Source organism: Paractinoplanes bogorensis (genome assembly GCF_018829635.1).
Taxonomy (GTDB): domain Bacteria; phylum Actinomycetota; class Actinomycetes; order Mycobacteriales; family Micromonosporaceae; genus Actinoplanes; species Actinoplanes bogorensis.
Genome location: NZ_JAHKKG010000006.1, coordinates 523762 through 536845 on the forward strand (window position 1 = coordinate 523762; position 13084 = coordinate 536845).

Consider the following 13084-nt stretch of genomic DNA (forward strand, 5'->3'; position numbering starts at 1 on the left):
GGAGGTGAGCGCCCCGCTTGGGGGAGCGGGGCGCCCACACTCGACGGGGAAGGATCAGCTGCCGAAGACTTCGAAGTTGAAGAGCGAGTAACCCCAGGCGGTGGCCCGGGTGGTGCCGTTGATCCGTACGTAACGTGCCTGGTTGTTGAGTCCGGTGATGTCGTCCGTACCGCCGTCAGCTCCGGTCACGGAGCGGGCGGTAGTCCAGGTGCTCCCGTCCAGAGAGGTCTGGACCTGGTACGCCGATCCGTAGGCGGCCTCCCACAGCAGATTCACTCGGTTCACTGTCCGGACCGATCCGAGATCGACCCGGATCCACTGCGGATCGCTGAACGCGCTCGACCACCGCGTCGTCGTGGAGGCGTCCACCGCGTACGAGGCCGGATAGAGGGTGCTCTCGGTGCTCGACGCCGTGACCGGCTTGTTGAGCGAGAGCAGGGACGATGTGGCGAAGGTGAAGCTGTCCACGTCGAACAGCGCGCCCGTCCCGGTGCCGGCGAAAGTCAGGAACAGCGACGTCGTGCCGGCCGGAGCCCCGCTGATCGCGCCGGTGACGTTGACGAACGTCTCCCACGACCCGGTCGGCGCGACCGTGGCCGAGCCGATGATCGGGCCGGTGGCCGAGCCCGTACGGAATTGAAGCGTGCCGCCGCTGCCGCCCGAGGAGACCCGGGCCGTGAACGAGGTGGCGTTGTTCAGCTTGTACGGGTCGAACTGGATCCAGTCGCCGTTGTTGACGTCACCGACGGTGGCCCCGCCCTCGGCGCCGGTCTTCGTGATCTTGCTGACGCCGGACGACGTCTTGTAGTGCTCGGCCTGCCGTTTGCGCGGGGCCAGGATGTTCTGGGCGTGCGTGGTCAGCCCGCCCTTGTCGGTGTACGCCGCGTCGAAGATCGGGAAGATGTTCGCCGCGTCGTCGTGTTCCCCGTCGGTCGGGATGGTGATCGTGCCCGAGCAGCCGTTCTGCGAGGTGATCTGGTGGGCGTGCTGGTCGTGGCCGAGCACGTAGGCCATCGTCACCTTGGTGCAGTCGATCGTGCCGTCCTCGGGGTCGGTGACCGTGACGCTCCACGGGATGCTGTCGCCGAAGGACACCAGCTGACCGGCGGCCGGGCTGTTGATGACGACCTTGGGCGCGGTGTTGCCGACGCTGATGCTCACGCTCGACGTGCCGGTGGCGCCCTGCGGGTCACGGACGGTCAGGGTCGCCGTGTAGGTGCCGTTGGTGCCGTACGTCTTGGTCGGGTTGGCCGCCGTCGACGTGGTGCCGTCACCGAACGCCCACGACCAGGTCAGCGCCCCGCCCTCGGGATCGCTGCTGCCCGCCGACGAGAAGTTCACGGTCAGCGGCGAGGCCCCCGACGTCGGGTTCGCACTGGCCACCGCGGTCGGCGCCCGGTTCCCGCCGGCCACGTAGTCGTAGCGGTAGAGCGCCGAGTTGGCGTCGCCGTTGAAGTAGCCGGTGCCGTAGTCGAGGACGTAGAGCGCGCCGTCCGGCCCGAACGCCATGTCCATGACCTGCTTGCCGTTCCACGGGAAGGTGTCGATCGCCCCGTACGTGCCGTTGGCGTTGACCACGGTCGGCTTGATCCACCCGCGGCCGAACTCGCCGGCGAAGAACTGCCCGTCGAAGGTCTGCGGGAACTTCGTGGCCGACGTGTTGCTCGCGCTGTAGCGGTAGACCGGGCCGCCCATCGGCGACTCGGAACCGCCACCGAACTCGGGCGGCGAGCCCGCGTCCCCGGCGTACCGGATCCAGGCCGGTTTGGCCGCGGGCAGCGTGCCCAGGCCGGTGTTGCGGAACGAGTTGTTGGTCGGCCCGCCGGTGCAGTTGTATTTGGCGCCGCCGGTGTTGGCCGCGAAGTCCCACTCGTTGTACGTCTCGGCGCTGGTGTTGGTGCCGGTGCAGTAGGGCCAGCCGTAGTTGCCGGGCGCGGTGACCCGGTTGAACTCGACCTGCCCGGACGGCCCGCGAGTGGCCGACGACGTGCCCGCGTCGGGACCGTAGTCGCCGACGTAGACGGCCCCGGTGGCCTTGTCGACGCTGATCCGGAACGGGTTGCGGAAGCCCATGGCGTAGATCTCGGGCTTGGTGTTCGCCGTGCCCGGCGCGAACAGGTTGCCCGACGGGATCGAGTAGGTCCCGTTGGCGTTGGGCTTGATCCGCAGGATCTTGCCGCGCAGGTCGTTGGTGTTGCCCGCGCTGCGCTGGGCGTCGTAGACCGGGTTGCGGTTGGTCCGCTCGTCGATCGGGGAGTAGCCGGCCGAGTCGAACGGGTTGGAGTCGTCACCGGTCGAGATGTAGAGGTTGCCGGCCGCGTCCCAGTCCATGTCGCCGCCGACGTGGCAGCACATGCCCCGGTCGGTCGGCACGTCCAGCACGTTCACCTGGCTGGCCGTGTTGACGGTGAAGTCGCTGTTCAGCGTGAACCGGGAGAGCCGGTTGACCCCGGCCCAGGTGGCCCAGGTGGCGGCCGTGCCGGTGGCCGGTGCGTCGCCCGCGGGGGTGTTCAAAGGGGGCGCGTAGAACAGGTAGATGTAGCGGTTGGTGGCGAAGCCGGGGTCGACCGCCACGCCCTGCAGGCCCTCCTCGTCGTGGGTGTAGACGGGGATGGTCGCGACCACCGCGGTGTTCCCGGCGGCGTCGGTCCGGCGCAGGGTGCCGTTACGCGCTGTGTGCAGCACCGAGCGGTCGGGCAGCACCGCCAGGCTCATCGGCTCGCCCGTCTCGGCGACGCCCTTGGCCAGCGTGACCTGCTGAAAGTCGGCCGGATTGATGACCGCGGCGGCCGGCTCGGCGACCGCCACCACAGTGGAAGTGAGGAGCAGGGCCGCGCTGGCCATAGCTAATTGTCGATATTTGAAGGTCTTGTGGTTCACGGAGTCCCTTCCTGACCGGGGATTGCCAGGCGGGGCGCGTGCCGCCGCGCCGCAGCCGGGGATGTGCTGTGGCACAGGGCTGTCGCCGGCCGTCAGGGGGGATCTGACACGCACCGGAAACATTCCTGTAGTGCGGCTCACGTTATGAACTTCGGATCGGTCCTGTAAAGACTTTCGGATCGATCAACAAAACTTTTGCAGCATCAGTCGAAAGCGAGACCGGTCGCTGGCAGTCGTACGGTGAACGTGGTGCCCACGTGCTGAGTGCTCTCCACACTGATCCGGCCACCGTGGTCGGTGACGATCCGGTGGGCGATGGTCAGGCCCAGCCCGGTGCCGCCGGTGGCGCGCTGACGTGCGGGATCGGCCCGCCAGAACCGGTCGAACACGTGCGGCACGTCGCTCGCCGCGATGCCGACCCCGGTGTCCTGCACGGTCAGCACCGCCTCGCCGTCCTCGGCCCGGACGCGTACGAGAATCTGCCCGTCCCGGTCGGTGTAGCGGATCGCGTTGGTCAGCAGGTTGCCCAGCACCTGCCGGATCCGGTCCTGGTCGGCCTCGGCCCACATCGGCGTCGACGCGTCCACGGTCAGCGCCACTCCGGCCTCGGCGGCCACCGCCCGCTGCGCCGTCACGCTGCCCGAGACCAGCTCGGCCAGGTCGGTCGGCGTCTTCGTGTAACCCAGGTCGCCCGCCTCGGCCAGAGCCAGCACCTGCAGGTCGTCCAGGATGCGCCGCTGCAGCATGGTCTCCTCGTGCAGCGACACGAACAGCTCCCGGCTCGGCTCGATCACCCCGTCGGACAGGCCCTCGAGATAGCCGCGCAGATTGGACAGCGGCGTCCGCATCTCGTGGGCCACGTCCGCGATGAGCTGGCGCTGCCGCCGCTCGCTCTGCTCCACCGCTTCGGCCATCATGTTGAACGACGAGCCCAGCCGGGACAGCTCGCCCCGCCCGGTGATCCGCACCCGGGCGTCGAGCTGACCGGCCGCCAGCATCTGCGACGCCCCGGTCAGCCGCCGCACCGGGCTGCTCACCTGCCGGGCGATCACCCACGTGCCGAGCAGCGCGACCACGATCAGCGCGGCCGCCCCGGCCAGCGCCGGGCGGCCCAGCAGGTCGGTGACGTCGGTCGTGCCGCGCCCGCCCAGGTAGAGCTCCAGCGGTACCGCCGAGCTGGTCGACACCGTGTCGTTGAAGGATTCGTCGACGCAGGAAGCGACCTTGTTACTGACCGCAGCCTCGCCGGTGCCGCGGAACCCGTTGCACTGCCGCAGGTAGTCCCAGAAGGCCATGAACCAGCCCTCGTCGCCCATCACCCGGGCCGTGGCCTTGCGCATACACTCGGGCGATTTGTCGCGCTGGGCCTGGGTCACGTAGGGCGCCCGGTCCAGCGCCATGGCCGGCTCGTCGCCCAGCGTGTCGTTCAGGCAGCGGACCAGCACCAGCCCGGTGCGGAACTGGGTGGCCTGCCGCAGCGCCAGCATCTCCCGGCTGCCCTGCACGGGATCGGTCGGGACGTCGCCCCACACGTCCCTGGGGATCGGGTAGATCTGCTTCTCGAGGTAGACGGGCGGCACCGCGGGCGCCGGGCGGTCGGACACCTCCTCCAGCGCCGGGTAGGCGTTGATGTCGTACGCGATCGGCTGCACCGCCCCGGACGCGCGGTTGGCCTGGATGTCCGAGTCGACGAGAACCTCGCCGTACTCGGTCTGGATCCGGATGTGCAGTTCGGTGCGGTCGGAGAGGCTCTGGACGAGGCGATCGACGCCTGGCCAGTTGCCGTGGGTCACGCCGTACTCCTGCAGTTGCTGCACGATCTCGGTGCGATACGTGGCCTGGGCCTCGACGGTGTCGTGCACCTGCCGCGAGGCCAGGTTGAGGGTGAGCCACGCGGTCGCCCCGATGGCGGTGACCGCCACCAGCATGACCAGCACGAAGATGCGTACGCGGAAACTCAATGCCCGGCCATCCGGTAACCCCGCCCGTAGACCGTCTGCACGTAGCGCGGATCGGCCGGATTCTCCTCGATCTTGCGGCGCAGGTTGACCACGTGGGCGTCGACGGTGCGGGCCGACACGTCGTGCTCGAAGCCGAACGTCTTGTCGATGATCTGCGCCCGCGTGAACACCCGGCCCGGCTCACGCGCCAGCAGCTCGAGGATGCCGAACTCCTTGGCGGTCAGGGTCACCACCTCACCGCGTACGCGAACCTCGAACCGGCCCGCATCCACCTCGAGGTCGCCCACCTGCAGAACCAACGACGAGCCTTCGGCCTTTCCCGTACGCCGGAGGAGCGCTCGCACCCGCGCGGTCAGCTCCCGCGGACTGACGGGTTTGGGCAGGTAGTCATCGGCGCCGATGTCCAGCCCCAGCAGCATGTCGTTCTCCGACGAGCGCGCGGTGACCATCAGGATCGCGATGCTCGACTCGGCCCGCAGGATCCGGCACACGTCCAGCCCGTCGACCAGCGGCATCATCACGTCCAGCACGACCAGGTCGGGCTTGCGGGCCCGGGCCACGTCCAGTGCCGACCGGCCGTCACCGACAGTGATGACCTGATGGCCCTCCCGCTCGAGGTAGAGGCGGATGAGCTGGGCGTGCTTCGGGTCGTCGTCGGCCACCAGGATGCGTGCGGTCACGCTCGCGATTCTGGCCTCTCCGCGCTACCCCGGCCAAGAAATGTTGGATTCTCGTGAAGTTCCCTCGCGATAGCGATGACCGCACAAGTTCTTCACAGACTGCGCCGCACGCTCCCCGGCATGTGTGGACTGAACGTCTTTGTCAGCAGCCGTCCGTCGGCCGGAGCGCCCGACCCGGCGTCCCAGGCTGCCTTCGCCGCCGCGCTCGAGACGATGCACCACCGCGGCCCGGACGACACCCGGGTCGAGTTCACCGAGGGGGCCGCGTTCGGCTTCAAGCGGCTCGCCATCATCGACCGCAGCGAGGCCGCCCAGCCCGTGCACTACCGCGACCGCTGGACCGTCGTGTTCAACGGCGAGATCTACAACTACCGGGAGTTGCGGGCCGAGCTGATCCGCGACCACGGCGCCACCTTCGTCACCGAGGGTGACAGCGAGGTGCTGGCCGCGGCGTTCCACTTCTGGGGCCCGGCCGCCCTGCCCCGGCTGCGCGGCATGTTCGCCTTCGTCGCCTACGACCACTGGACGGGCACCCTGCACGCCGCCCGCGACCAGTTCGGCATCAAGCCGCTCTACCTGCTCGAGACGGTCGACGGGCTGTTCCTGGCCAGCGAGCGCAAGGCGCTGACCGCGTTCGCCGGCGACCCGGCGGCCACGCTCGACACCGACGCGCTGGCCCACTACTTCACCTTCCAGTTCGTGCCCGACCCGCTGACGCTGAGCCGGCAGATCCGACGGCTTCCGCCCGGCCACCACCTGACCTGGACGCCCGGCGGTGGGCAGCGCCTGACCCGCTACTTCCGCCCGTCGCTGCGGCCTCTCGCGATCTCGGAGACGGCTGCCTTCGACGGGATCCGGGACGCGCTGCGCGACAGCGTGCGCGCCCACCTGCACGCCGAGGTGCCGGTCGGGGCGTTCCTGTCCAGCGGCGTCGACTCGTCGGCGATCGTCGCGCTGGCCCGCGAGCACAAGCCCGACCTGCACGTGTTCACGGCCGGGTTCGCCCAGGACGGCTACTCCGAGATCGAGATCGCCCAGAACACCGCGGAGCAGCTCGGCGTACGGATAACTCCGACCGTCGTCACCGAGGACGACGTCATCCGCGAGTTGCCCCGGATCGTCCACCTGCTCGACGACCCGGTCGCCGACCCGTCACTGATCCCGCTCTACTTCCTGGCCCAGACCGCGTCGCGCTACGTGACGGTGGTGCTCTCCGGCGAGGGCTCCGACGAGCTGTTCGGCGGCTACACCATCTATCGCGAGCCGGCCTCGCTGTCCCGCATCGAGCACCTGCCCACCGGCATGAAGCGCGGCCTGCGCGGCCTGGCCCACGCCATCCCCGAAGGGGTCAAGGGCCGCAGCTTCCTCGAGCGCGGCACCACCCCGATCGAGGAGCGCTACTACGGCAACGCGCGCATCTTCACCCCCGCCGAGAAGGCCGAACTGCTGCGCTTCACCGCCGAACCGCACACGGCGATAACGTCCCAGCTGTACGCCGAGACGGCCGACGTCGACGACGTGGCGTCCATGCAGTACGTGGACCTGCACACCTGGCTGCCCGGCGACATCCTGGCCAAGGCCGACCGGATGTCCATGGCGCACTCGCTGGAACTGCGCGTCCCGTTCCTCGACCAGGCCGTCTACGCCGCCGCGGCGGGCCTGCCTACCTCGCTCAAGCTGCCCGCGAACAACCGCCACACGACCAAGCACGCCCTGCGCGAGGCGATGCGCGGGATCGTCCCCGAGTCCGTCCGGGAACGCCGCAAGCTCGGCTTCCCCACCCCCACCCGGCTGTGGCTCAAGGGCGGCATCGGCGACTGGGTGGGCGGCCTGATCGCCGGTTCCGGCCCACGCCACCTGATCGACGTGGACTACGCCCTCCGACTGCTCACCGAACACCGCGCCGGCCACGCCGACAACTCCCGCAAGGTCTGGACGGTAGCCATGTTCTGCCTGTGGTGGGCCATCCACGTGGACCGCACGATCCGCCCCGCGCCGTCTCCCGCTTTGATGGCAAACGACCGATGGGCGACAGTCCTGACTGATCGGTAAGTATCCTGGCTAGCATCGGTCGCGCCCGATTCCGACCGAGGGGGCCGTCCACCATGTCTTCACCGCTCGCCGAACTGCAGAAGATCCAGCCGGAGCAGATCCAGGGCAACATCCTGCGCCCGTTCGGGGGCAAGCACCAGGCGTTCCTGGCCGTCTCGTTCCGCAACCAGCGGGTCGAGGCGCGCCGCTGGCTGGCCGGAGTGGCATCCCGCGTCGCCGTCACGACCGAGGTGCCGGGCAAAGGTGACGAACGTCTGCCCGAGGGAACGACGCTGCTGAACGTCGGTCTCACCGCCACCGGGCTGACCCTGCTGCACCCCGAGACGGCGAGTTCCCTGGCCGGATTCGGCGCGTTCTGGAACGGGCCGCTCGGTGCCCGGGTCGACGACGACGCCCGCCTGACGACCGCCCCCGCCCTGCTCGGCGACATCGACGCGAGCGACCCGGTCGAATGGGTGGTCGGCGGGGTCGCCCGGGCCGACGGCCGCCGGGGCACACCGGTCGACGCGCTCCTCACCATCGCCGCCGGCGACCCCGCGACGCTGGAGTCGGCGGTGCGGCGTGAGCGGGAGGCGGCCGGTGGCTTCGAGATTCTCCACGACCAGCGGTGTGAGGTTCTCTACGACGAGGTGACCAAGCGTCGCATCGAGCACTTCGGCTACACCGACGGCATCTCGCAACCGCTCGTCGCGGACTCTCCGGACACCCCACCGGTCAAGTCCGGTCCGCGGCCCATCGCGGCCGGCGAGTTCATCGTCGGCTATCCGGCCGAGCGCCGCCCGCAGTCGTGGGCGCCCCGTCCGCGACCGGCCGGCTGGATGCGCGGCGGCTCCTTCCAGGTCTTCCGGCGCCTGGTCCAGGACCCGCAGAAGTTCTGGGACCGGATCGCCGAGCTGGCGGGCACGGAGGCCATCAGCGAGGACGACGCCTTCGCGCGGACCCTCGGCCGCCACCTGGACGGCCGCCCGCTCGCCGCACCCGACGCGAGCCGCGAGACCGAGAACGTCTTCACCTACGAGTCCGACCGGGACGGCCGGACGACCCCGTTCTCGGCGCACATCCGCAAGGTGAACCCGCGCGAGGACGTCGTCTTCCGCGACCGCGGCCACAAGATGCTGCGCCGCGGCCTGACCTTCGGCCCGCGCTTCGTGAAGGGACGACCGGACGGCGCCGAACGCGGCATGGTCTTCAACTCCTACATGGCCAGCATCGAGGATCAGTTCGAGTCGGTGCAGCGGCGGTGGGCCCGAGACCCGAACTTCCCGTCGAGCACGCTGGTCAAGTACGGCCGCATCCCGGCCGAGCCGCCGCCCAAGGCCGACGGCCTCGACCCGATCACGTTCGGCGGTTCGGTGACGAACACCGGTGCGGTCTACGCCTTCGCGCCGTCCCTGCCCGCCCTGCTGCGTCTGGCCGGCGACGACAACCTCGACACCTAAGAGGTGACCCGGCGCGGTGCCCGGTCGATCCGGCGCAGAAGCGTCTCGAGATCGGGCCCCGTGTCCGTGAGAATCCACTGCGGCAGGGCGGGCAGAGGCGGGCCGTGCGGCAGTCTCACCCCGGTGAGCCGTTGATAGGCATGGCGGTATTCGAGACCGGGAGCACTCTCGTAGAGCGTTCGATAGATGGCGGCGGCCGTCTGCCGCGCGTCGTCGTCGGCCGGATTCGCGCGCCACACGGCATCCAGCAGGGCCGCGACCTCGCTGGGCTCGGTCCATCGGTCGGCTGCCTTACGCAGCGAGCCGGCGGCGAAAGCCAGACTGATGTCACCGCTGTCCACCCGCAGCCGCACCGCAAGAATGTAGGCCTTGACCTGGATGCCCCGCTCGTCGTGTTCCTCGGCGATGCGTAACGCTTCGGAATTCAGTTGTTCCGCGGCGGCCGGGCGGCCCGCATTGAGGTGGAGCCGCGCCAGCCGGTGCAGCGAGTCGCACAGGTAATGCGGAGCGTCCAGCTCCCGCGCCAGCGGGATGACCTGCTCCAGCAGGCGCTGAGCCTCGTCCAGGTGACCCTCCTCCGCGGCGATGGCGGCCAGCCCGGTCACCTGATCCACCACGGGGATCCAATCGCGCTGCTCGACCGTGATGCGCAGCGAGTACATCGCGCAGGCCCGGGCCCGTGGGAAGTCCCCCTCATCCCGGTAGATCTCGCCCATGTTGCCCACGGTGATGCCCGCGGTCGGCCGGGCACCGATGTCGCGGGCCACGTCCAGCGCACGCCGGTACGACTCGATGGCCTGAGTGTGATCGGCGTTGCGCCGGAACGCCACGCCCAGGTTGCCGGCACCGAACAACATCCAGTGCCGATCGTTGGCCTGCTCGGCCGTGCTGAGTGCCCGCCGCAGATGGGCGATCGCCTCCTCGGTGCGACCCGTATTGAGCAGGCACAGGCCGAGGTGGTTCAACGCGGCGCACATGGCCGGCCGGTCGCCCGCGCCGGTCGCCATGGCCAGGTGACGGTGTGCCATGGCCGAGGCCTCACCGTATTCGCCCTGGCGATACAGCACGAAGGTCATCCGGTCCATGGTGCGCGACAGGCCGGTGGCATCGCCGAGCCCCTGGAATCCGGCGAGGGCCCGTTCCAGCCAGCCCAGCGCATCGGCATGCGAGCCGGTGTAGATGAGCAGATCGCCGAGTTGACGTTGACTCGCGGCGACGATGTCGCGGCGCCCGGTAGCCTCCGCCACTCGCATGGCCAGTCGATAGTGGCGCTCGGCCTCGGTCCACTTCCCGGTCAGCTGATGGACCGTGCCGATCTCGATGTGCAAGGCCGCCTGGTCGGCCTCGGGCAGCAACGGCAGGAGCTGTCCGAAGTACCGGGTCGCCACCTCGTTGGCGAAGATCGACTTCGCGCGGTCGCCGGCCGCGCGGAACCACACACGTTGTTTGTCGAACCGGTCGGTTCGTGCGTAGTGGTGGGCGAGAACGTCGACGTACTGAGCGAGGCGGTCGGCGAACCTCTCCTCGATGAAGAGGCCGGCGCGCTCGTGCAACACCGCCCGGGTGTCATAGGTGATGCTCTGGTAGGCCGTCTCCTGAGTGATCGGATGTTTGAACTCGTACTCGGGCTCGGGCTCGGTCGTGACACGCGGCGTGAGTTCAAGTGTGTGCAGCCGATACAGATGAGCCGAGACCTGTGCCGGTGAACCGGCCGCCGGGTAGACCGAGGCGATCCATGGCGGTCGGAACCGGCGGCCGATCACGCTGGCCACCTTGATGGCCGCTTTCTCGTCGTCGGTGAGCTGGTCGATACGAGCCATGACCAGCCTCTGCAGGCTGTCGGGCAGACTCAACGCGGCGAGCCCGGCCGGGTCGGCCGGGTTGACGCTGTTCTCATGCAGATAGGCGGCGAGTTCTTCGATGTAGAAGGCATTGCCGCTCGCCTGCTGGTCGATCTGCTCGACCAGTTCGGCCGCGATGCGGGCGTCCCGTCCGTACCGGTCACGGAGCCGCTCGGCGGCCAGCCGCTGGGCGTCCGAGCTGGTCATCTGGCTGAGTCGCAGGCTGGTCACATGCTCGGCCCGGCCCAGCGATCCCGGGGTCGGCTCGCGGGAGGTGGCCAGCAGCAGGACCGGCAGTTCGGCGAGCCGGTCGGCGAGGAGGCCGAGGAGGTCGAGCGAGGCCGGGTCGATCCAATGACAGTCCTCGAGCAGCAGGACGAGCGGGCCACGGGCCGACCTCTCCCGTAGGCATGCCAGCAGCGTGGAGCGCAGCAGCACGTCGCGGCCGGACTGGTCGAGCTGGGCCGTGAGGTCGTTGTCGGGCATCGGCAGGTCGATGACCGCGGCCACCAGGGGGGCCCGCTGGCCGGTGCCGTCGTAGCGGGAGATGCGCTCGGTCAGTGCGCTTCGCTGATCGTCGAGGCTGAGCGCCGGGTCGATGTCGAGCAGCTCCCGCCAGATCGACCTCCATACCAGGTAGCCGGCGCTGATCTGATGGGAACGGCAACTGCCGCTGTAGCCGGTGAAGCCCAGGGTGCCGGCGGTGTGGCAGATCTCGGCAGCCAAGCGGGACTTGCCGATACCGGCCTCGCCGTTCAGCCAGACGACGCGTCCCCGGCCCGCGAGCACCTCCTGCACGGTCTCGCGCAATCGGGCCATCTCGATCGCGCGCCCGACGAGCGCGCCGGGGGTGGGAGACGACAGCGGGCTCGCCGGGGCCGCGTCGTGCACCTCGCTGACGATCCACCCGGGAACAGGCTCGGGCTTGCCCTTGGCGACGACATCGACCGGGCCGTCGGCCACCACCAGGTCCCGCACACGGTCGAAGGTCGTCTGATCGATCAGCAGATGCCCGGGCGGGGCGGCCAGCATGAAGCGCGCGGCGAGGATCACCGTGTCACCGACGACGGCGTATTCCCGGCGCACGTCCGATCCGACCTCGCCGCTGAAAACCGGCCCGGTGGTGACTCCGCCACGCCCGACGACACCCGGCAGGGCGAGCAACTCGAGGCAGCAACGGATGGCGCGCTCTTCGTCGTCCTCGTGACTCACCGGTGTGCCGAACACGGCCACCAGCACGGTGCCCTTGTCATCGGCCATGAGGTGGCGCAGATGACCGCCGAAGCGGTCGATCACTTTGACCGCGGCGGAGAGGTAGTGCTGGAGCGCTTCGACGGTCGACGGGTCGTCGATGGACAGATCGGGAAGCCGGAAAAAGGCCGTGGTGACCTTGCGATGCTCGTTGACCAGCTCATGTCGTCCGTAGCGCAGCCGCGTGCGGATGGCCGGATGCAGGAACGGCTCGATCAGCCGTTCCAGCTCCGTGGTGGGCGGGGCCGGCGGAGCATAGGGAGGATCGGGCATCGTCATGATGCCGGCGGTTCTCTGGAGCGTCTCGTCCACGACGATCTCGCCTCGATCGGCTCGGTGCAGAGCGTCGATCGCCCCGTCGAGGGCCGGTCCGGCGATCAGGTGTTGCAGGCGGATCGCCGGGTCGCCGAGGAGCATGAGAAGCACGGGCCCCGCGGCGAGGCCGACCCGTATGGTCAGCGACCGTGTGCCGCCCGGAGTGATGACCGGCGGGACTTCGGCGGTGGCCTCGCGGATCATCTCGGCGCAGCCGATCGCCCGGCGGGCCACGGCCGCGGCGGTCTCGGGCGTGTAGTCGAACATGCCCACCAGAGCGTCACCGGCAAAGTCGACCACGCTGCCGCCGGAGGCGGCCACGGCATCGGCCGTGACCGCGAACCAGCCGTTGATGATGCGAGTGAGTTGCTCGGTGCCGAAGCTGCCGGCACCGGCGAAGCTCTCGGCCAGAGCGGTGAAACCGGCCACGTCGGCGTAGAGCACGACGGCCTCGGCCCGCTGGGTCACTGGCGGGTTGCTGACACTGTCAGCCGTCAGGAGTAGTCGCAAAGTATGTTCGGGCAGGTAGGACCGCCAGGTCGCGGCCAGCTCACTCACGATCTGTGATGGTGGGGTCCACGGCGGTTCCTGCGTCACGCCTTGTGCGGCCACCCTTCCGATCCTACTGTCGACGATCAATCATCACTCTCGGCGCGCCTGTCGCC

Annotated in this window: 6 protein-coding genes; 2 read left to right on the plus strand and 4 right to left on the minus strand. The window is 69.5% G+C overall.

Going from position 1 to position 13084, the window contains the following annotated elements; all coding sequences use genetic code 11:
* Window positions 1-54 precede the first annotated feature (54 nt).
* From KOI35_RS21540 to KOI35_RS21550, 3 genes are all read right to left on the minus strand, one after another.
* The gene (locus KOI35_RS21540) at window positions 55-2844 is read right to left on the minus strand and encodes a PQQ-dependent sugar dehydrogenase (RefSeq protein WP_246613580.1); all 2790 of its coding nucleotides are present in this window, start codon (window positions 2842-2844) and stop codon (window positions 55-57) included.
* A gap of 239 nt (window positions 2845-3083) precedes the next feature.
* Window positions 3084-4841, minus strand: a complete 1758-nt coding sequence (locus tag KOI35_RS21545; protein ID WP_215789296.1) for an ATP-binding protein — start codon at window positions 4839-4841, stop codon at window positions 3084-3086.
* Window positions 4838-5530 carry a response regulator transcription factor gene (locus KOI35_RS21550; RefSeq protein ID WP_215789597.1) on the minus strand — a complete coding sequence of 231 codons (693 nt, stop codon included), beginning with the start codon at window positions 5528-5530 and terminating at the stop codon, window positions 4838-4840. The genes KOI35_RS21545 and KOI35_RS21550 overlap by 4 nt, the downstream gene beginning before the upstream one ends.
* 111 nt (window positions 5531-5641) lie before the next feature.
* On the opposite strand from KOI35_RS21550, the gene asnB reads away from it, so the two are divergent.
* Window positions 5642-7573, plus strand: coding sequence for an asparagine synthase (glutamine-hydrolyzing) (asnB, locus tag KOI35_RS21555; protein WP_215789297.1), 1932 nt, complete (start codon window positions 5642-5644; stop codon window positions 7571-7573).
* Window positions 7574-7626: 53 nt separating this feature from the next.
* Window positions 7627-9012 carry a Dyp-type peroxidase gene (locus KOI35_RS21560; RefSeq protein ID WP_215789298.1) on the plus strand — a complete coding sequence of 462 codons (1386 nt, stop codon included), beginning with the start codon at window positions 7627-7629 and terminating at the stop codon, window positions 9010-9012.
* On the opposite strand, the gene KOI35_RS21565 is transcribed toward KOI35_RS21560, so the two are convergent.
* Window positions 9009-13031: a tetratricopeptide repeat protein gene (locus KOI35_RS21565; protein WP_215789299.1), complete on the minus strand. Its 4023-nt coding sequence runs from the start codon at window positions 13029-13031 to the stop codon at window positions 9009-9011. The genes KOI35_RS21560 and KOI35_RS21565 overlap by 4 nt on opposite strands.
* Window positions 13032-13084 lie beyond the last annotated feature (53 nt).